Annotated in this window: 16 protein-coding genes; 10 read left to right on the forward strand and 6 right to left on the reverse strand. The window is 42.4% G+C overall.

Annotated elements, in window-relative coordinates; genetic code table 11:
* Window positions 1–147 precede the first annotated feature (147 nt).
* From LC090_RS00320 to LC090_RS00330, 3 genes are all read left to right on the forward strand, one after another.
* Window positions 148–1641 carry an RQC-minor-2 family DNA-binding protein gene (locus LC090_RS00320; RefSeq protein ID WP_226654182.1) on the forward strand — a complete coding sequence of 498 codons (1494 nt, stop codon included), beginning with the start codon at window positions 148–150 and terminating at the stop codon, window positions 1639–1641.
* A gap of 130 nt (window positions 1642–1771) precedes the next feature.
* The gene (locus LC090_RS00325) at window positions 1772–2566 is read left to right on the forward strand and encodes an ABC transporter ATP-binding protein (protein ID WP_226654184.1); all 795 of its coding nucleotides are present in this window, start codon (window positions 1772–1774) and stop codon (window positions 2564–2566) included.
* Entirely contained in the window at window positions 2563–4188 is a 1626-nt protein-coding gene (locus LC090_RS00330; protein WP_226654187.1) for a hypothetical protein, read from the forward strand. Before LC090_RS00325 ends, LC090_RS00330 begins: the two co-directional genes overlap by 4 nt.
* A 78-nt stretch (window positions 4189–4266) precedes the next feature.
* On the opposite strand, the gene LC090_RS00335 is transcribed toward LC090_RS00330, so the two are convergent.
* Window positions 4267–5610, reverse strand: coding sequence for an MFS transporter (locus tag LC090_RS00335; RefSeq protein ID WP_226654189.1), 1344 nt, complete (start codon window positions 5608–5610; stop codon window positions 4267–4269).
* Between the two features lie 343 nt (window positions 5611–5953).
* Here LC090_RS00335 and LC090_RS00340 point away from each other — a divergent pair, with 343 nt between their 5' ends.
* Together LC090_RS00340 and LC090_RS00345 are read left to right on the forward strand one after the other, a co-directional pair.
* On the forward strand, window positions 5954–7150 hold the full coding sequence (locus tag LC090_RS00340) for a class I SAM-dependent rRNA methyltransferase (protein ID WP_226654191.1): 1197 nt from the start codon (window positions 5954–5956) through the stop codon (window positions 7148–7150).
* Between the two features lie 66 nt (window positions 7151–7216).
* Window positions 7217–7834, forward strand: coding sequence for an NAD(P)-dependent oxidoreductase (locus LC090_RS00345; protein ID WP_226654193.1), 618 nt, complete (start codon window positions 7217–7219; stop codon window positions 7832–7834).
* 38 nt (window positions 7835–7872) lie between these two features.
* Here LC090_RS00345 and LC090_RS00350 read toward each other — a convergent pair whose 3' ends face one another.
* From LC090_RS00350 to LC090_RS00360, 3 genes are read right to left on the reverse strand one after another with little or no spacing between them, the layout of a single operon-like run.
* Window positions 7873–9087, reverse strand: coding sequence for an iron-containing alcohol dehydrogenase (locus tag LC090_RS00350; RefSeq protein ID WP_226654196.1), 1215 nt, complete (start codon window positions 9085–9087; stop codon window positions 7873–7875).
* Between the two features lie 15 nt (window positions 9088–9102).
* On the reverse strand, window positions 9103–10632 hold the full coding sequence (locus tag LC090_RS00355; protein WP_226654198.1) for an aldehyde dehydrogenase family protein: 1530 nt from the start codon (window positions 10630–10632) through the stop codon (window positions 9103–9105).
* Between the two features lie 18 nt (window positions 10633–10650).
* Window positions 10651–11541 (reverse strand): R2-like ligand-binding oxidase, encoded by an 891-nt coding sequence (locus tag LC090_RS00360; RefSeq protein ID WP_226654200.1) that lies wholly within the window; start codon window positions 11539–11541, stop codon window positions 10651–10653.
* A 131-nt stretch (window positions 11542–11672) separates the two neighbouring features.
* Here LC090_RS00360 and LC090_RS00365 point away from each other — a divergent pair, with 131 nt between their 5' ends.
* The 3 genes from LC090_RS00365 (at window position 11673) to LC090_RS00375 (ending at window position 15021) form a co-directional block, all read left to right on the forward strand.
* Window positions 11673–12368, forward strand: coding sequence for a helix-turn-helix transcriptional regulator (locus LC090_RS00365; protein ID WP_226654202.1), 696 nt, complete (start codon window positions 11673–11675; stop codon window positions 12366–12368).
* A gap of 99 nt (window positions 12369–12467) precedes the next feature.
* Window positions 12468–14732, forward strand: coding sequence for a molybdopterin-dependent oxidoreductase (locus LC090_RS00370; RefSeq protein WP_226654204.1), 2265 nt, complete (start codon window positions 12468–12470; stop codon window positions 14730–14732).
* Entirely contained in the window at window positions 14704–15021 is a 318-nt protein-coding gene (locus tag LC090_RS00375; RefSeq protein ID WP_226654207.1) for a DUF1330 domain-containing protein, read from the forward strand. Before LC090_RS00370 ends, LC090_RS00375 begins: the two co-directional genes overlap by 29 nt.
* Window positions 15022–15059: 38 nt before the next feature.
* On the opposite strand, the gene LC090_RS00380 is transcribed toward LC090_RS00375, so the two are convergent.
* Both LC090_RS00380 and LC090_RS00385 read right to left on the reverse strand, forming a co-directional pair.
* Complete coding sequence (locus LC090_RS00380) at window positions 15060–16178, reverse strand: NADH-dependent flavin oxidoreductase (RefSeq protein ID WP_226654208.1); 1119 nt, start codon at window positions 16176–16178, stop codon at window positions 15060–15062.
* A 136-nt stretch (window positions 16179–16314) separates the two neighbouring features.
* A complete protein-coding gene (locus LC090_RS00385) occupies window positions 16315–17172 on the reverse strand; it encodes a MurR/RpiR family transcriptional regulator (RefSeq protein WP_224591134.1) in 858 nt (285 codons plus the stop codon).
* A 154-nt stretch (window positions 17173–17326) separates the two neighbouring features.
* On the opposite strand from LC090_RS00385, the gene gnd reads away from it, so the two are divergent.
* Together gnd and gntK are read left to right on the forward strand one after the other, a co-directional pair.
* Window positions 17327–18226 carry a phosphogluconate dehydrogenase (NAD(+)-dependent, decarboxylating) gene (gene gnd, locus LC090_RS00390; protein WP_226654209.1) on the forward strand — a complete coding sequence of 300 codons (900 nt, stop codon included), beginning with the start codon at window positions 17327–17329 and terminating at the stop codon, window positions 18224–18226.
* A 200-nt stretch (window positions 18227–18426) separates the two neighbouring features.
* The gene (gntK, locus tag LC090_RS00395; protein ID WP_226654666.1) at window positions 18427–19959 is read left to right on the forward strand and encodes a gluconokinase; all 1533 of its coding nucleotides are present in this window, start codon (window positions 18427–18429) and stop codon (window positions 19957–19959) included.
* Window positions 19960–20145: the final 186 nt, after the last annotated feature.

Genomic DNA, 20145 nt, shown 5'->3' on the forward strand with positions numbered 1-20145 from the left:
TTCTATTTTCTTTTCTATACCCTATACCGTACAAATTTATCCCGATTCTGAATGTGTTTTTTGGCGTCTTGAATGGTTGTTTGAATGAGGGGCTTAGGATTATACTGATGGATAACCGACTGGAAGACAGAAAGAAGGTTTTGCATAATGACTGTGGAACAACATACTTATCATTTTGACGCTTACCCAATGTTTGCCTTTGTACCAATGGGAAAGAAAAACAAACGAATTCGATCAGTTGGACAAAAAGTACAAAAAGGGTTGCTTCATCGCCTTCACGAACATGTTAAACGAAAAGTCGACACTTTAACGAAGGAAGAACGTATGAAATTACAGGCATTTCTTGAGCATGACACGGAGGCTGTATTACCTATTCCCTTAAATAAAGAAGATGAATTATACCCCCACTTTCTAAGACCAGAGCAATTAATTTGGCAATCTTTTTCGCCGATGCATGGTATCCCGATTCGTGCGTCAGCCACTTATAGCGAATCTTATTTAACTCTATCAACGGATGACCTGGATCATCATCTCGACCTAGTGTTTCGCGATTATCTTTTTTGTGCGAGTTTAGCTCAAAGAGAGAGGCACGAGTGGGAGAATCGAATTGTTAAAGGTTTTCAACGCCATCCTTTTATTCAATTAGCAAAAGAGAAGAAAGAAGTCGTTCAAGCAGTAGAAAAAATGAATCATTCTCCATTGATTTCGCTGTTAAATTCTCCTGAAGATCTTTCTTTTTGGCGACACCGTGTAGAGATTGTGATGAGGCCGTATCGCGCAATTCCAAATGCGTGGTTATGGGGAAGCGGCTGCACACATGAAAAAGAAATGGTTTTTCACTCGTCTACCTGGGAGATTGAATATTTTTGTGAATCGTGCGGATTTGCCGTTTACTATGATATCACCAAAGACCAGGTGCGCCTGAAAGAAGAAGTCGATTTGGCTCGCGCCCAGAAACGTATCGCGACCATTGAACGTCAATTTAATGAAATGGTAGAGAAAACCCCACGATTAGTTGAGAAAATTGATGATGTAGCGAATGCGATGTTGTCCTTTAAACCGTTTGATGGACTTTATAATGAGGTGGCGAACCTCAAAAGCAGATTAGAAGCAGAAGAAGCACCGCCGTCAGTAACTTTGTATGAGCAGCTTAGAAAGGTGCGCCTTCCTGAAGAGAGAGAGGGTTCACCGCTGCTTTGGTTTTCAACCGTTTCGACCGATACCATTGAACCGTTTAAACCGAGAACGATTTTACCTCTTTTGAATGAAGCTGAGCTAACGCGTGTAAGAACCTATTTAGACAAACTTCTATCGTTAAGTACGCGTCGTCCTGGGGATGGGGATCAGTATGTAACGATAAAGGGGAACGTGCTTACCTATGGGGAAATGAAGGGAGTACTTCAATTCATCTCTTTAAACGAACATACACCGTTGCACGTGATAACAAAAGTATTAACGGGACAAGCCACAAACGCAATACGAACCCAAGGATTGCATGAAGATGAAAACTTCGGTTTATTGAATTCTTGGGAAGAAAAACACGTGGTGAAAGCAATTAAGTTGATGGAGAAGGACGGCTTTCTCGATAAGCTTTTAAAAGGCTTTATGTTGACGGAGAAGGCGAATTCTCTAGTAGATTGAGAGATGAACGTTAGGCGATGCGGTAGTAGGCATCGTCTTTTTTGTTATGGGTATATTTTCCTCTAATAGTGAAACCTTTTTTTGTAAGTTTCGTAGAAAGAAGTAGAAGTTTACAGACGGAGGAGATTTTATGAACCACGGACCAGGTAAGGTGCTTTCTCTAAAAGGATTAACAAAATGGTATGGCGAGAAGCTCGTCCTCGATCATATTGATCTTGACGTCTATGAAGGTCAAATCATTGGATACATAGGGCCAAACGGAGCAGGAAAAAGCACGACAGTTAAGATCATGCTTGGATTAGATACGTCTTATACAGGTAAGGTAGAAATTTTTGGTCAGGACATTAAGGAAAGCGGCGTTGCATACAAGAAAAGAATTGGTTACGTACCAGAAGCTGCGGATCTTTATGATAATTTAACGGCAAGAGAATATTTAACGTTCACAGGAGAGCTTTATGGTTTATCGGCGGATACGGCAGACGATAAGGCACGATTACTGATGAACGTGTTTGAACTTGAAGACGTTTATGATTCGCGTATCTCTTCCTACTCCAAAGGAATGAAGCAAAAAGTTTTATTAATTTCAAGCCTTCTTCATGATCCTGACATTCTCTTTCTAGACGAACCAATTAATGGGCTTGATGCGAACAGTGTTATGGTGTTTAAGGAAATTCTTGCACAGCTGGCCGCACAGGGAAAAACCATCTTTTATTCTTCTCATATTATGGAGGTGGTTCAGAAGATAAGCAGTCGCATACTTCTGTTGAATGATGGGAAAATCGTTGCCGATGGGAGCTTTGAACAGCTGAGTCAAAAGAATAAAGAAGGTTCTTTAGAAGAAATTTTCAATCAACTCACAGGTTTTAATGAGCATCAAAACCTGGCAGAGGATTTCGTGCGGATCGTACAGCGTGATAATAGATGAAGAATTTTAATACGTTAAAAGTACTAGATCTGTTTCGGATCATGTTTGAGCGATTTGAGATTGATTATTGGACAATGAGGCGAATTATTCAGATTAAGCTTACGATGGATAGTAGGCGACCAACAACAATTATGAGTCAGAATATGGGCGGGGAGAAAAAGAAAGATACAAATCAGTTTCTTAAATCACTCTGGTTCTATGCGCTCATTGGGCTAACATTAATTCCAATTTTGTTTATAGGCGACAATTTTATGTTCCAAATGAGCTTGATTTTCGGAGTGGTCATGTTTTTAATTATGACCGCGATGATCTCCGACTTCTCATCTGTGCTGTTGGATGTACGTGATCAGACGGTCATAGGGACAAGACCAGTTGATCATCGGACGATAAGTGCAGCACGCACCATTCACGTTTTGATCTATTTATTGTTTTTAACAGCCGCAATTGTATGTGTGCCTTTCATCGTTGGAACCGTGCAATATGGAATCGTTTTTGGATTGCTATTTTGTGTGACTGTTTTGTTTAGCGATTTGTTCATTGTAGCCATCACAGCGTTACTTTATTATGTGATTTTGAAATTCTTTGGTGGGGAACGTTTGCGGGATATCATTAACTACGTGCAAATAGGGCTTTCTTTTACGATTGTCGTAGGTTATCAAGTACTTGCTCGAGCTTTTGAGTTTCAGGGTATACAGGCGAGCTTTGAGCCAGCATGGTGGAACATGTTTTTGCCACCAGTCTGGTTTGGTGCGCCATTTGCTGTTGCACTAAATGGTGCTAACGGATGGTATTACGAAGTGTTTATAGCGCTAGCCATCCTCATACCAGTGATTGCTTTATGGATTTACTTATCACTATTACCAACATTTGAAAGAAATCTACTGAAATTAATGGATCAGACAGGGCCACCTAAAAAGAAAGCGACAAAAGGAATGAACCGTCTTGCTTCGCTTTTAACAACGAGTAAAGAGGAACATGCTTTTTATCAATTTGCAGAGAGAGTGTTGAAGAATGAACGTGATCTAAAACTGAAAATCTACCCTTCATTAGGTTTTGCGATCATTTTTCCTTTTGTTTTTCTCTACAATGGCTACTCTGCAGGGCAATCTTTAGAAAGTATTCGTTCTGGGCAAATGTATATAACGATCTATGCAAGTATGATGATGATTCCGGGCATTGTGATCATGCTTCAGTATTCAAGTAAAAGTAAAGGATCATGGATTTATCACGTTACACCAATCGATAATATGGGAGTGATTATGAAAGGCACATTAAAAGCGTTTCTCATTCGACTGTTTGCCCCTGTATTTCTTGTGATTAGTCTTCTTTACGGTCTTTTATTTGGCATCCGGATCCTCCCTGACCTGATTATCGTCCTCTTGATTGCTATCATTTATAGTGTGATTTGCTTTCGAATGCTGAAAGGAACGCTTCCTTTCTCACAGCCTTTTGAATCTGCTGGACAAAGTGATGGGTGGAAAACGATTCCATTTGCGTTATTGATCCCTGTATTTGGTGGTATACATTTTGCACTAACCTATGTTCCATTCGGTACATGGGTCTATCTCGTCATTCTATTATTGATTGTTCCGCTAACATGGCAGAAGGGGCTTCAAAGGTGACAGGCACCCGCGCTTTTTGTCGAATGAAAACCCACCCTAATGGTTTTTAGGGCGGGTTTTCATATGGTTCTCATCAACCTAATGGATGCTTTCATTCAATTTCACGTTTTTTGCATATATCACCATAATGACTGCAGACAAAGCCATTAAGGCGAACAAAAAGGCATACGTTAGCTGGAAGGATTGCGTACTATAGGTTAAACCGTTCAGCTCTAGTAGTATTCCTCCAGCTACTGAACCGGATGCGCTGCCGACGAATTGGGTGAGTTGTTTCATCCCAATCCCGGTTGCGATTTCTTCAGAAGGAAGAATGCGCGATACTTCATTTGTCGTACTTGAAGAAAGGCTAGAGAAGCCGAAGCTTGTGAACATATAGCCAATCATAATCATGTACTCATGAAGAGGAGAAAGGAAATAGAAGAGCACGGTTGATAGAAGAAGTAGGCCGTGAGCAAGGTAGATGACCTTCATATTTCCATAGCGATCGAGTAGTCTCCCTACATAAATAGCGGCCACGGCGGAAAGCATGGCTCCCGGGAAAATAATATATCCAACTACCGATGGACCTTTCTCGTAAACGTTCTGAAGCATGAGCGGCATCAGCAATAAAATAGCAAAATGCGTCGTAAACCCAAGGTAGCTCATATACAGAAGCTTTCGGTACCCTTTGTTTTTAAAAAGGGAAGGCTGAATAAAAGGAGCATCGGTTCTTGTAATCCGAAGCCAGAGCAGTCCACCTACAATCATCCCAATCGCTAAAAACAGCCAGTTAAACGTTGAGATATAGAGAAGGAAGCTTGTAACGGTAGCTCCAGTTAATAATCCGCCAGTTAGATCAAAGCTTCCCTTTCGAACCTTTTCTTCAGGCAGGCGACGAAAGAGAATGGGGATAAGTAAAACAACAAACAACGTGACGGTGAAAAGGTAGTTCCAGTTCAAATACTCCGTCACAACACCGCCTACAACCGGACCAAGACCGAAACCAAGTGATGAGGCAGAGGCGATCATCGCCATGGCTCTTCCGCGTCTTGAAAAAGGAATGAACCGTCCTGCGAATACCATGGATAGTCCTGGAATAGCTGCTGCCCCTGTTGCTTGTAACAGACGTGCAGCAAGTAGAAGTGGAAATGTTGTCGCAAAGAAACCAAGGATCGATCCTAGTCCGAATATGACAATCCCTGCAATTAAGAGGCGTCTGATTGGAAGGTAATCCGATAGGCGCGTATACGTTATCGTAAATATCGCCAGGATGATTGAGTAACCTGAAACAATCCAGGCGCCATCTGCAGGGGAGAGATTAAATTCAGTTAATACGTTAGGTAGTGCTACATTAAACATAGTTGTATTCATGACCACAAGCCAGACCGCCACGCTTAGAAGAAGAATGGTTCTGAAATAGCTTGAAGTTGTTTTTTCGTTCATTAAAACCCTCCTGATGCGTTAGTAAAGCACCAGCTTATTGTAAACGATAAAGACACAGTTCGTCTCATTTCAAGGTTTCAGTTTTGTTCATTCTGTTTCTGTACCATCCTTTTTGCCAATAGTTCCTTGGCTTGATTATAGGTAAGACCAGAGTTTGCGTTAAGACGTTTTACCGTCTCAATATCGGTTCCTGTTTTTGTTTTCACGATGGATCACCACCTTTCCTACTTAGTGTCTGAACTGACCGGGTCATTTATCCGATAAGAATCCTGGTTAATAGATGGGAAAGAATACGTGATATAATGCAAGCAGATTAAAAAACACGAAAAGTTAGGATGACACGATGAGGAACGAACAAAGCGTGCAGGTGCAGCCAAAGCATCAGAAGAAATTTCTAAAAGGATATCCGCTCATTTTTAAAGAAGCACTTGTGAATGCAGATCGCTTAAAAGAAGAAGGAGTCGTTCTCAGGCTTGAAGATGAGAAAGGACAATTTATCGCAAAAGGCTATTATGGAAGGCAAAACAAGGGGTTCGGCTGGGTCCTTTCACAAAACGAAAACGAAGTCATCAACCTTGATTTTTTTGTTAGGAAAATTCAAGACGCACTTCAACACAGAGTTCCCTTTTTTAATGACCCGTCGACCACGGCCTTTCGCATTGTGAATGGTGAAGGAGATGGTCTTGGCGGGGTAACGATCGATTATTTTGATGGATACTACCTCATTAACTGGTATAGTCAGGGGGTTTATTCATTTAAGGACGCTATTATTGGTGCGTTAAAGCAACTCGTTGATTTTAAAGGGATTTATGAGAAAAAGCGATTTGATGCTAAAGGGCAGTATGTAGATGATGATGATTTTGTAGCTGGGGAACGTGGCGAGTTTCCGCTAATTGTAAAGGAAAATGGTGTAAACTTTGCAGTATATCTAAACGAAGGAGCAATGGTTGGCGTGTTTCTTGATCAGCGTCCGGTACGTAAATTAATTCGCGATAAATATGCGAAGGGAAAAACGGTATTGAATACGTTTTCGTATACTGGTGCATTCTCGGTTTTTGCGGTTGAAGGCGGGGCAGTTCACACAACAAGTGTTGATCTTGCTAATCGCAGTCTGAATAAGACGATTGAACAGTTTAGCGTAAATGGCATTGATTATGAAGAACAAAATATTCTCGTTATGGACGTGTTTAAGTACTTTAAGTATGCCGTTAAGAAAAATTTATCGTTCGATATGGTCATTCTAGATCCGCCAAGTTTCGCGCGTTCTAAGAAACATACGTTTAGCGCTGCAAAAGATTATAAAGATCTTCTGAAGGATGCCATTTCAATTACAGAAGATAATGGGGTGATAGTCGCTTCTACGAATTATAGCGGCTATGACATGAAAAAGTTTAAAGGCTTTGTAGATCAAGCGTTTAAAGAAATGAATGGAAGTTATCAGCTGCTTGAAGAATTTACACTTCCTGAAGATTTTCGAACAATGAAGGAATTTCGAGAAGGAAATTATTTAAAAGTCGTCTTTATTAAGAAAGTGAGGTAGTTTCACCTTTCTTATAAAAAGGGGATATAAAAGATATCACGCATAAGAAGGGAAGAGGTTCTTACAATGAAGCTACTTGTTTTCGGAGCTACTGGTGGTACTGGAAATGCATTTGTCAGACAAGCGATTGCCGCAGGTCATTCCGTTACAGCATTTGTTCGAACGCCTGCAAAGCTTGAAACGTCTCACAAGAACTTGTCAGTTGAAATTGGTGACGCGATGCAGTCTGCAGATGTAAAGCAAGCAATGTCTTCCGAAGTGGACGCGGTTGTTTCATGCCTTGGCGCAAATGGACTTGGAAAAACGACGGAGCTTTCGACAATGACCACAAACATTCTTGATGCGATGAGTCTTCATGGGGTAGATCGCATTGTGTATATGGCTTCGGCAGGAATCTATAAAGAAATTCCGGGTGTTACAGGTTTCATTGCAGGAAAACTATTACAGAACGTTTTAGCTGATCATCGAAGAGCAGCTGACCTTCTTGTAGCAAGTGAAGCGGAATGGACAATTGCTCGTCCAATGGGTTTGACGAATGATGACCGTAAAGGAGAATATCGGAAAGCTCGCAAAGGTGTACCCAAAGGAGGTCGCCGAATTTCAAGAGAAGATGTAGCTGACTTTCTGCTTCAAACGGTGAGCAATCATCTTTATCTTCGAGAATCAATAGGACTTGCCTATTAAAAAAAACACCGTGAAGGAAGTCTTCACGGTGCTTTTCCTTATACAGAGACTTTTTGAGCATGGATGACGCGTTCTCCAACGGCTTTAATCAATTCTGGGGGCAGCGGATAATTAAGAGCGGCTGGATCCATTTTAACAGCTGCAACAGTAGCATCGAGTGCTTCAGGGGGAATCGAATAGTCCTTAAAATTTGCAGGCAGCCCAATGTCCTGCTGCATGTCTTGAATTTTTGAGATGACTTCCGTCAATAACGACTGTTTTTCCTTGCCTGTTGTTTCTAAATGAAGGGCTTCAGCAAGCTCCTTGATTTTTGGAAGGTAAAGATCAGGAAGAGACGCCATCACGACCGGTAGGAAAACCGCATTGGCGAGGCCGTGTGGGATACGGAATAGTGCTCCATAAGCATGAGCAAAATTGTGAACAGGAATGGCATTTAGTGCGAAGCTAAATGCGGTAATCCCCATCATGCTTGCCTGTAGCATTTCCATGCGCGCATGAAGATTTTCTCCGTCTTTCACTGCAATCGGAAGGTGAGATTCAATCAGGCGAATCGATTGCAGGGCATACGCATCTGTTAAGGCTGTAGCTGTTGGTGATGCGAGGGCTTCAATCGCATGAGTTAAGGCATCGAATCCAGTAAATGCAGTGATTTTAGCAGGTAACCCGGTGGTCAGTTCCGGATCTAAAATAGCCATGTCAGCATTAATGAATGGATGAATGATATTAGTCTTCATCTTTATTTCCTCGTTATATATGACGGCAATAGGTGATACTTCCGATCCAGTTCCAGCAGTCGTCGGGATGGAAATATGGGGGATGGGCATATACGTTGCTTCTGGCCATGATAAATAAAGAAGTCCGCCAGGGATTGCTTCCTTGATATCCGTTATTCCGTGATGCAGTGCATACTTAACGCCTTTAACGGTGTCCATTACGCTTCCTCCTCCAACAGCGAGGAGCCCATCAGCACTTACTTCCCGAGCGAATTTAAGTGCAGCGTTCACGTCGTTACTCCCTGCATCCTGATGGATATCAAGGTAAACGCCTGCAAGTTCCGGACCTGTCCCATGTGGGGTTAGCTCAAAGATTTCCTTGATTTTCTCAACGATCCCTGCCTGCTCAAGACCACGATCACTAAAGAGAACCACTCGCTTCGCTTCAAGTCCTTTGAAAAGATCAGGAACGAGTGCGCGTGTGCCAGCGCCACTATGAATGGCGGTTCGAAGCATATACTGTGAATAGGTTAAAGACATACGTTTCGACCTCCTTTATTTAGATTGATTTGAAAAGAGTAGACTGTACCAGGATCTTCTCTCAACTTCTGGAACCATCGACGTATGAACATGCTTCACCTGGGTATACGCATCAAGGCAATGCTTGCCCATTTCTCTCCCAATCCCACTTTGCTTGTATCCTCCAAATGGCGCATCATTTCTCAGCATATGCCAGTCATTAATCCAAACAACACCTGCACGCAGTTTTCGAACGACTTGATAGGCTTTGTTTACATCACGCGTCCAAACACCAGCAGCAAGGCCATAGATCGTATCATTTGCCATTCGAATTGCATCATCAACATCGCTATAGCGAATGACGGATAGAACAGGCCCAAAAATTTCTTCACGCGCAATTGTCATCTCGTTCGTTACATCTGCAAAAATGGTCGGAGCGATAAAATGCCCTTTTTCGCAGCCTTTCACGTTCACTTCATAACCACCGCAAATGAGACGAGCGCCTTCTTGTTTTCCTTTCTCGATATACGATAGAATGGATTCTTTTTGAGTGGCAGAAACGACTGGTCCCATATCTGTTGCTGGGTCAATCGGGTTACCAAGCACAAGCTTTTCAGATAGCTCTTTAAGACCATCGATCACTTGATCATACAATTGATCTGGAACAAATAATCTCGTTCCGCTCTCACAAAGCTGACCTGAGTGGAGAAATACGCCGAAGAGACTACCAGGCAGTGCGAGTGAAAGGTCAGCGTCTTCAAGAATAATAGAAGGTGATTTTCCACCAAGCTCAAGCGTCGTATTTTTTACTGTGCTTGAAGCGAGGCTCATAATATGACGGCCGACATCTGTGGATCCTGTGAAGGCAATTTTATCGACTTGAGGGTGCGTTGCAAGAGGTTCGCCGACGTCCTTCCCGCTACCTGTCACAACGTTAATGACGCCCTTAGGTACAACTTCAGAGATAATTTCCGCCAGGCGAAGCGTTGTAAGCGGTGTGTAGCTTGCAGGCTTAATCACAATGGTGTTTCCCATAGCGAGTGCTGGAGCAATTTTCCATGTAGCAATTAGCATTGGCATGTTCCATGGCGTAATGGCTGCACATACGCCGATTGGTTCACGCCAAATAAAGTTATGAGCAGGTCCTGGAAACGGGGGAGAAGGGAGCGTTTCTGAATAGGTGTAATCGAGCACGAACTTGCCCAGCGTCTGGAAAAGATCAACCATTTGAATGATGTCATTTGAACCAAGACGTCTGACTGTACCACCTGAAGAGAGCGCTTCTAACGAAACAAGCTCTTCAGCATTTTCTAAAATTTTCTGAGCAATGGCATACAACATTTTAGATCGCTTTTTAGGAGGCATATCACGCCAATCGTCCTTATCGAAAGCTTCAGAAGCAGCTTTAACTGCCAGGTCCACATCTTCTGCTGTACCACTTGTTACTTTTGCAATCACATCTCCTGTCGCAGGATTCATTACGTCAAATAGCTGCCCTCCTTTGGATGGAGACCATTCTCCATTGATGAAGAGGGGGAATGATTTGATTTCAACGTTAACGGCCATATTACTTCCTCCTTTACATTAAAGAACTCCGACATCTGATTCTGTCGTGCGATAAATCTCGTTTATGCTTTTCCCTTTTGCTCGCGCAAGGATCTCCATACGAACGGAGAGTTGTTTCTTCGAAAATGCCATTGTCGCATCAAGCGTATTTCCGAAGGCGCTATACGTTCTTCCTCCGATTCCTTCCTGTGTTAACTGTGCTGCAAGAGGAGCGAGTTGATTCATCTTGTTCTGAATAAGATCAAACAGTTGCGGATGTTCAGCGATAAGACGCTGTAACAAAAATGTTCCATAACCGATATGACGCGATTCATCTCTTTTAAGTAACCCAATGCCTTTCATTAGTCCGGGCATCACATTTGCTTTGGCAAGAGATTCATAGAAAGAGAAGTAACCTGTTTCAGCTAGAACCCCTTCGACAAACATGTTGTAGACAGTAGAGGCTTCTGCTAATGCTTCAGGTGAGTGATCATGCTGGAGCTTCTCCATTGCTTCAGGCAAGATTGAGTAAAAAATGTGGTGGTAAGTTTCCGAGTGAAAACGTGAGAGGTCACCTGTTTGACCAATCTCGTTTAAAAAAATGCGAAAAAACTCTGTATGTTTGGCCTCTTCGTACAAAAAAGTGGTTAAGTACATCTCTTCTTCCAATCTTCCTTCTTTTGCAATTACCATGATTAAAGGAAGGAGATCGAGCGTTACGGCTTCTTCCCCAGCTTGAAACTGTGAGACGAGTCTAAGTATTTCTTCCTGCTGATCCCCGGTAAGAAATTGCCAGTCTTTCACATCTTGAGTGAAATCAATCTCAACTGGATTCCAACTCCCGAATTTCTTCGCTTTTTGATAAAGACGAAAAGGTAGCAACTCTTTATTAAGACCACGAGCACTCGTTGTAATCATTTCTTTTCGCATCTCATACCGCCCTTCCTTGCGATTTCAATGAGCACCTTCTATAATAAAAGAGCAATCACAGAAAGCGCTTACATAATTAGTGTAACGAATGATGTCCAAGGATTATATTCCTGAAAAGATAGGGGGGAATTATGTCGATGCATGAGGAAGTGTGGATGCGCTCTTTTCATCGTATCATCGCGATAAAAGATCCAATCCACCGTTGTGAAGTCATGATTCAGCAGTGCCTTGCTCATTTTCCATTCATGCGTGCAAGTATGTTTACTTTTTCCTATTTTACGAGTATGGGGGAAGGGATTCTTCGCGTAGACCGTCACGGTGTCTTTTCAATGGCCGCCATTCGTGAAGACGTGAGGCGCATTCCACCCATTCAACGTGCTCTTCTTTCAAATAAACCAGCCTTGTTGATGATGGATCAGCATCATCAACTTTTCCCCGAAGAATACATCGAAGCCTATGATTTAACTTCTGTCTTAATCATCCCGCTAAGCATTGAACGTGTCGCAATCGGATGCGTGCTTCTTGATGAAAAAGAAGAAGGGGTAACGATTCATCAAGGTCTTATTGACGATGTGATGATTTATTTTCAACACGCCCTTGCTTATTTGTTACCACCTACTCCAACTACACCCAGTCCTTTAAGTAAACGCGAAACGGAAGTACTTCAGTATGCAGCTGATGGCTACAGCACAAAAGAAATGGCCAGTATGCTATGCATAAGTGATTTTACAGCTCGAGATTATATGAGCTCAGCCATTCGAAAGGTAAAAGCCAATCATCGTGCAGAAGCTGTTGCAAACGCATTGCGGGAAAAGTGGATTCAGTAATTGCACTCCTTCTCTTTTCTTTTTCTTGAATAATGATGGAATTTTCAGTAAACTTAAAATACTGACCAGTTGGTATTTAAAGTGAAGGAGGATTTTATAATGGATTCGGCTAAGAACGTTCACTACCGTACCTGTCCGCTTTGTGAAGCGACGTGTGGCTTAGAAATCCACACTGTAAATGGAGAAGTGACGCACATTGAGGGAGATAAGCAAGACCCTTTTAGTAAAGGGTATTTATGTCCAAAAGGATTTAGTTTAAAGGAACTTCATCATGATCCAGATAGAATCAGAGAACCGATGATTCGAAAAGGTACGGAATGGTTTACAGTGAGCTACGAAGAAGCTTTTAAGGAAGTGAGAAAAGGACTTCGAGGTGTGATTGAAAAACATGGGCGGGATGCAGTTGGCGTCTATCTTGGAAATCCAAATGTCCATAATTTATCAGGTATGCTCTACTTGCCAATCTTTCTACGCGAGCTTGGGAGCCGTAATCAATACTCCGCTAGTACCGTTGATCAGATTCCAAAACAGCTAGCAGCAGAGTTTATGTACGGCAGTGACTTCAGCATACCAATCCCAGATATTGATCGGACACACTATTTTCTTGTGATTGGGGCAAATCCCATCGTTTCAAATGGAAGCTTAATGACTGCTCCAAATATGCGAGGTAGGCTTAAATCGTTGCAGGAGCGGGGAGGACGACTAGTTGTTGTTGATCCAGTTCGTACCGCAACCGCTAAATTGGCGGACGAGCATCACTTTATTAAACCAGGTACAGATGGGTATTTGTTATTTAGTATTCTTCACACCTTATTTGATGAGGGGTTAACGAAGGAGTCACATCTTGCTGATCATGTAAACGGCCTATCAGAAGTAAAGAAACTTGCAAAAGATTTTCCGCCTGAAAAAATGGCATCAGTGTGCGGTCTTGATTCAGAAACGATTCGTACCATTGCAAGAGATCTTTCTTCTGCCACTTGCGCTGCTGTTTATGGACGAATGGGGACGTGTACACAGGCGTTTGGAACAGTTAACAGCTGGTTAATTGACGTGATTAATTATGTAACAGGCAATTTAGATCGTGAAGGCGGCGTCATGTTCACAACACCTGCAACTGGAGGAAGAACGTCTAAAAAAGGCTATCGTTTTAATCGTTTTAGAAGCAGGGTAAGCGGCATGCCTGAAGTGTTAGGGGAGCTCCCTGTTAGTTGTCTGTCAGAAGAAATGGACACGCCCGGGGAAGGACAGATCAAGGCGTTTGTAACGGTCGCAGGAAACCCTGTTTTATCAACTCCGAATAGTAAGCGGTTACAAAATGCGATGGAAAATCTTGAATTTATGGTTAGTGTCGATTGCTATTTGAATGAAACGACAAGAAAGGCGAATGTGATCTTACCTGCACCGACGCCACTTGAGCGCTCTCATTATGATCTTTCCTTTTACCAGCTGTCGGTACGTAATATTTCTCACTACTCGCCACCTGTTTTTGATAAGAAAGAAGGCCAGTTAGACGAATGGGAAATTCTTCTTAATCTTACGGCGTTAGTTGGAGAGGAAGAGCCAGATCAAGATGCCGTTACCAAAATAGATGATGCAACGATTGAATATCTTATCAAAAAAGACATTAATAATGATCGGTCACCAATTTATGATCGCGACCCAAAGGACATATTTGAAGCGTTAGAAGGACAAACGGGCCCAGAGCGAATGCTTGATTATATGCTCCGTTCAGGGCCATACGGTGATCATTTTAAACAACAGGATGGGTTAAGTTTAAAGAAATTGGAAGAGAACTCGCATGGTATTGATTTAGGAGCGTTAAAACCACGAATTCCAGAAGTGTTGCTCACGCATACAGGGAAGGTAGAGCTTGCCCCTGAGTTAATCATAAAAGACGTAACAAGACTAAAAAAAGAAGCATCAAGTCAATCGGATATGCTTTTGATTGGTCGAAGAAATCTGCGATCGAACAATTCTTGGATGCATAACTTACCTGTGCTTATGAAAGGAAAAGATCGGTGTACCCTTTGGCTTCACCCAACAGATGGTGAGAAGCTGGAGATTCAAGATGGTGAACTTGCTGAGGTGCAATCAGAGGTGGGTCTTCTTGAAGTAATCGTGGAGTTAACAAACGACATTATGCCGGGAGTAGGTAGTATTCCCCACGGCTATGGACATGGTCTTAGCGGTGTAAAAATGACCGTGGCAAAGGAAAACAAAGGCGTAAATACAAATGTATTAAGTGATGAGAAAAGACATGATGCTATCTCAGGAACCGCCGTTTTAAATGGAATTCCAATTAAAGTTAGCAAAATAAAAAGTGGGAGGGAGAAACATGGCGCTGTACGCACTGAATCTATTTAATGTAAAGGACGGAGAAGAATATGCTGAATATGCGAAAAGAGCAGAGGAACCGCTGCGTCAATATGGAGGCAAGGTTGTGGCCATTGGTAAGCTTCACTCCTCTCCAGAAGGAGACATTGCGCCGAGGCAAGTGATGATGCTTGTTGAGTGGGAATCGAAAGAGGGGATTGACAACTACGTGAATGATCCTAACCTTGAAGATTTACACCCTCATCGTGAGCTTGGCGTCGATGATTTTGTTTGGCATTTGTTTGAAAAACTAGAAGATCTGCGTCCAGTATTGAAATAATAAAAGCCCCCGCAAACAATGTGGGGGCTTTCTTCATTTTATTCTTCGATTGGGAACCAGCCAGGTACGCTGAAAATCGCGTTCCAAAGCGGATCAGGTAAAACGAGTTCTTGCTGTGCATCTTTCCGTAACGTTACACGAATGTTTTCTTCGTCACCGCTTTGGACTTTCTCTACCCAGTTTGGTTCCATGATCATTTCACGACCAAGGGCGATGAGAGGCACGCCAGTATCAAGTGCTTTTTCTACTTCATCAGGAGTATGAAGAGAGCCGACACCGATGACAGGTACAAGGTGACCAATTCGTTCTTTGATCATTGACATGCGTGGGGTAGGGTCTTCTTCACGCATTGAACCTTGATAGAAATCGGATAGCGAAACGTGAACATAATCAAGGTGACGTGAGGCAAGTTCATCTACGAGCTGAAGGGTATCGTCCATTGTGATGCCAGGATTTTCACGTTCTTCAGGTGAGATTCGATAGCCAAGAATGAAAGCACTATGCGCGTGTTCCTTGATAGCTGCCTTTGCTGATTCTAAAACAGCTAATGGAAATTTCATGCGGTTTTCAAGACTTCCACCCCACGCATCTTCTCTACGATTTGAGTGAGGAGAGAAGAACTGTTGTAGAAGATACGTGTTTGCACCATGAAGTTCAACACCGTCAAAGCCGGCTTCAATTGCTCTTCGCGTTGCTTCACCAAATGCTTGAATCGTTTCTTGAATTTCTTCTTCTGTCATGGCTCGAGGTGTTTTCGATCCTTCTCGCTCAGCAGGTACTGCACTTGCGCTAAGGATTTCTTCATTCGGAACGAGCTCAGGAGGGCACATTCTTCCTCCATGGAAGATTTGTAAAATGGCTTTTGCACCTTTCGCGTGAATTGTATCAGCTAATTTTTTCAGGCCTGGGATCTGTTCATCGCGATTAGCCCCAATTTCACCAGCGAAACCTTTACCGTGCGGGAGCACATAAGCGCAGGCAGTTATAACCGCCCCTACACCGCCAGAGCGCTTTTCATAATAAGCCAGTTCCTGTGCGGATACAGTTCCATCTTCATTAGATAAAAAATTGGTCATTGGAGCAAGCATGACACGGTTCTTTAATTCTATCCCTGAAGGTAGTGTATAAGATTGTAGCATTTTTCGATTTGAAGTCATTGTGTTCCTCCTTATGTACTTACTGTAATTCTAACTCTTACAGTTTAGCATGGCAGATTATTGTTTGTCTTATCATGTGCCTTCTAAGTTGAAAAATGTAAAAAAACCGCCTGAAATGGCGGTTGGATGTGTAAGATTAAATTCGCTTTGAAGAGATCGCTTCGCGCATTAATTGAAGGGAGTGCTGAGATTTTTCTTTTCGAGCGATCATAATGTTCACGTAAAGCGCATCAACAAGACTTAACTGTGCAATCCTAGATGCGAGCGCTTCCGAGCGAAAGTCTGTTTCCTGTGAAACGGTATAGAGAGGAATGTCGACTTTTTTACTAAGTGGCGAAGTGGCCAGGTTCGTGATGGCAATTGTAGTTGCACCAGTTCCACGCGCAATGTCAGCTACACGTAACATATCTTTATTCGTACCAGAATGAGAAATCAAGACAGCTACATCGCTACTTGAGAGCTGAGAAGCTGACATGATTTGCAGATGCGCATCGCTATATGATGTTGAGCGTAATCCAGTTCGAATAAATTTATGCTGAGCGTCCATCGCAATAATGCCAGAACCACCATTACCATAAAACTCAATATGTGTTGCTTTTAATAAAATTTGAACGGCCTGGTCAATTGTTGCGTCATCCAGAATGTGATACGTATCTTCAAGCGTCCGAATGTTTGACCGAAGGACCTTTTCGGCGACCTCTTTCGTGGAGTCAGTCTCTGTGATGGTTTCATGAATATCCTGAATAGGGTTCACAATTTCAGCTGCAAGGGCAATCTTCATTGCTTGAAAACCTTTGAAGCCAATTCGCTTACAAAAACGGAATACGGTAGCATCTGCTACGTTCAGGTCTTCAGCCACCTGATTAATGGTACTATGGATAATCTTATTCGAATTATTCAATATATAATCCGCAACCTGTCGTTCTTTTTCGCTAAATTGCGAGTAAGAAGAGCGGATTCTTGGAAGGCAGTGACGGGTTTCCGTGTCGGACATTTACATTCTCCTCTCTATCAATCCTCATTTTATTATTGTAACCGATTACAATTAAGATGAAAATAGATTCCGCTCAACCAATTGAAACAAAAAATATTTAATGTATAATTAGAATATAGGAAAAAATATTTCATTCGTATAAGGAGTTTTTCATATGAACGTCGGATTAATTGGTCTTGGCAAAATGGGGTACAATCTTGCCCTAAATTTACGTGATCACGAACATAACGTGATCGTACATGATGCAAACGATGAACAGGTTCAAAAAATGAATGATGAAGGTTTTGCTGGAAAGAACTCTCTTAAAGAAGTTGTTGAATCATTAGAGGCACCACGTATCCTATGGATGATGGTTCCTTCAGGTGATATTACGGAAGCTGTGACAACTGAATTATCAACGCTTCTTGATAAAGGTGATATTATCATTGATGGTGGTAATTCCCATTACAAGGATTCAAAACGCAGAGGCGAAATGCTTTTAGAAAAAGGCATTTATTTCTTTGATGTAGGAACAAGCGGTGGGAAGTCAGGTGCACGCAATGGCGCTTGTACAATGATTGGTGGAGATAGCACAGTATTTGAAACGATTGAGCCTCTATTTAAAGACATCTGCGTAGAAGATGGATACCTTTATACTGGCGAGTCTGGCAGTGGCCACTTCCTAAAGATGGTTCATAATGGCGTGGAATACGGCATGATGCAATCCATTGCTGAAGGCTTTGATCTGCTAAGTAAAAGTGAATATGATTTTGACTACGAAAAAGTGGCCCGCGTATGGAACAATGGTTCTGTTATTCGCTCGTGGTTAATGGAATTAACAGAGTCTGCATTTTCTAAAGATGCAAACCTAGATGAAATTCGCGGTATCATGAATTCATCAGGCGAAGGAAAATGGACTGTAGAAACAGCGCTTGACCTTCAGACAGCTACGCCTGTTATCGCTCTTTCTTTGATGATGCGCTATCGCTCATTAGAAGATGATACATTCACAGGTAAAGTTGTGGCGGCACTTCGTAATGAATTCGGCGGTCACGCAACTGAAAAAAGCAATTAATGAAATAGATAAAGAAGGGAAGCATGTTCACACAACATGCTTCCTGATCTTTTTTTGTTAACGATTCGTTTATTTTAATTGAACGCGCTTACAGGTGTGTTCGGAAGATCATTCGTATCGTGCGTACGAAAGAGCTATACTATAAAGTGGAATGAACAATTACGTAGGAGGAATGGCTTATGACGATGAATGAACAATATATGATCGGTGTCGATATCGGTACAACGAGTACAAAAGCCGTTCTATTTAATGATGACGGACAGCCCGTTTCAAAACATAATGTGGAGTACCCACTCTTTACTCCAACACCAGCAACGGCAGAACAAGATCCTGAACAAATTCTTCTAGCGGTTGTAGAGTCAATTCGGACGGTCATACAAGATAATCAGCTAAGTGGTGAACAAGTCAAATTTGTTTCATTTAGCTCAGCCATGCACAGTTTGATCGGAGTAGATGGCAAGGGAAAGCCACTAACGAACTGCATCACATGGGCAGACAACCGAAGTGCACAGTGGGCTGAGAAAATAAAAAATGACATGGATGGGCATGAAATTTATCGCCGAACAGGAACCCCTATTCACCCAATGTCGCCTCTTTCGAAGCTTGTTTGGCTTAAAAATGATGAAAGTGAATTATTTCAATCAGTTGCAAAGTTTATTTCAATTAAAGAATACGTTTTCTACCGCTTTTTCCATGAGTACGTGATTGACTATTCAATCGCCTCAGCAACAGGATTATTTAATTTAGAACAGCTTAGCTGGGATGAAGAAGCGCTTAACATCGCTGGTATCAATGCGGAACAATTATCGAAACCCGTGTCAACAACGCATATGATATCAGGGTTGAAAGCACCATATATCGAGGAAACCGGGCTTACTTCTTCCACTAATTTTATTGTTGGTGCAAGTGATGGCGTCCTTTCGAACCTTGGCGTTAATGCCATTGAACCAGGTGTTGTAGCCGTAACGATTGGGACAAGCGGAGCCATTAGAGCTGTAACGGATCGTCCCGTAACGGATCCAAAAGGACGCATCTTCTGCTACGCTCTTACGGAAGACAAGTGGGTTGTAGGTGGCCCAGTAAATAACGGTGGTATCACATTCCGCTGGGTACGCGATCAATTTGCTGCTTCTGAAACAGAAACAGCGAAACGTCTTGGCATTGATACGTATGAAATACTAACGCGAATTGCAGAGCAGGTGAACCCTGGCTCAGACGGTCTTCTTTTCCACCCATATCTTGCTGGAGAACGTGCTCCATTATGGAATGCGGATGCCCGTGGAAGTTTCTTTGGACTTGCTATGCATCACAAAAAAGAGCACATGATCCGCGCGGTACTGGAAGGCGTTATTTATAATCTATACAGTGTTCTTCTTGCTCTAGAAGAGTTAATTGGAGAACCAAAGCAAATTAAAGCAACAGGTGGATTTGCTCGATCAGCTCTTTGGAGACAAATGATGGCTGACATCTTTAATCAAGAAGTAACCGTGCCAGAAAGCTATGAAAGCTCCTGCCTCGGTGCCATCGTTCTCGGTAAAAAAGCACTCGGTGAAATCGACTCACTCAGCATCGTCTCAGACCTCGTCGGAGACACATTCAGCCATGAACCAAAAAAAGAAAATGTCCAAATCTACTCAGAACTACTTCCAATCTACATCAGAATCTCAAGAAAACTAACCGAAGAATACACCGCCATAGCCAATTTCCAAAACAAAACATTGGGGAAAAGCTAAAGCGTATGTGCCACGCTTAGACCCGGCAGGCACTGGAAGCCTTCAAAATGAACACGGTGTTTGTGTTCAGATTGAAGGCTGAAGTGACCGAGGGTCTGTGGCACAGGAGCTGGATGGAGCTAAAGCGGAAACACACCGTTTAGACCCGGCAGACACTGGAGCCTTTCAAAATGAACACGGTGTTTG

It is taken from the genome of Guptibacillus hwajinpoensis, assembly GCF_020524165.1.
Lineage (GTDB): Bacteria > Bacillota > Bacilli > Bacillales > Guptibacillaceae > Guptibacillus > Guptibacillus hwajinpoensis_D.

Bases quoted from the DNA above. Each gene is read 5' to 3' on its own strand.
- LC090_RS00320 (WP_226654182.1), top strand. From the start codon at position 148: ATGACTGTGGAACAACATACTTATCATTTTGACGCTTACCCAATGTTT.
- LC090_RS00325 (WP_226654184.1), top strand. From the start codon at position 1,772: ATGAACCACGGACCAGGTAAGGTGCTTTCTCTAAAAGGATTAACAAAA.
- LC090_RS00330 (WP_226654187.1), top strand. From the start codon at position 2,563: ATGAAGAATTTTAATACGTTAAAAGTACTAGATCTGTTTCGGATCATG.
- LC090_RS00335 (WP_226654189.1), bottom strand. From the start codon at position 5,610: ATGAACGAAAAAACAACTTCAAGCTATTTCAGAACCATTCTTCTTCTA.
- LC090_RS00340 (WP_226654191.1), top strand. From the start codon at position 5,954: ATGAGGAACGAACAAAGCGTGCAGGTGCAGCCAAAGCATCAGAAGAAA.
- LC090_RS00345 (WP_226654193.1), top strand. From the start codon at position 7,217: ATGAAGCTACTTGTTTTCGGAGCTACTGGTGGTACTGGAAATGCATTT.
- LC090_RS00350 (WP_226654196.1), bottom strand. From the start codon at position 9,087: ATGTCTTTAACCTATTCACAGTATATGCTTCGAACCGCCATTCATAGT.
- LC090_RS00355 (WP_226654198.1), bottom strand. From the start codon at position 10,632: ATGGCCGTTAACGTTGAAATCAAATCATTCCCCCTCTTCATCAATGGA.
- LC090_RS00360 (WP_226654200.1), bottom strand. From the start codon at position 11,541: ATGCGAAAAGAAATGATTACAACGAGTGCTCGTGGTCTTAATAAAGAG.
- LC090_RS00365 (WP_226654202.1), top strand. From the start codon at position 11,673: ATGTCGATGCATGAGGAAGTGTGGATGCGCTCTTTTCATCGTATCATC.
- LC090_RS00370 (WP_226654204.1), top strand. From the start codon at position 12,468: ATGGATTCGGCTAAGAACGTTCACTACCGTACCTGTCCGCTTTGTGAA.
- LC090_RS00375 (WP_226654207.1), top strand. From the start codon at position 14,704: ATGGCGCTGTACGCACTGAATCTATTTAATGTAAAGGACGGAGAAGAA.
- LC090_RS00380 (WP_226654208.1), bottom strand. From the start codon at position 16,178: ATGACTTCAAATCGAAAAATGCTACAATCTTATACACTACCTTCAGGG.
- LC090_RS00385 (WP_224591134.1), bottom strand. From the start codon at position 17,172: ATGTCCGACACGGAAACCCGTCACTGCCTTCCAAGAATCCGCTCTTCT.
- gnd (WP_226654209.1), top strand. From the start codon at position 17,327: ATGAACGTCGGATTAATTGGTCTTGGCAAAATGGGGTACAATCTTGCC.
- gntK (WP_226654666.1), top strand. From the start codon at position 18,427: ATGATCGGTGTCGATATCGGTACAACGAGTACAAAAGCCGTTCTATTT.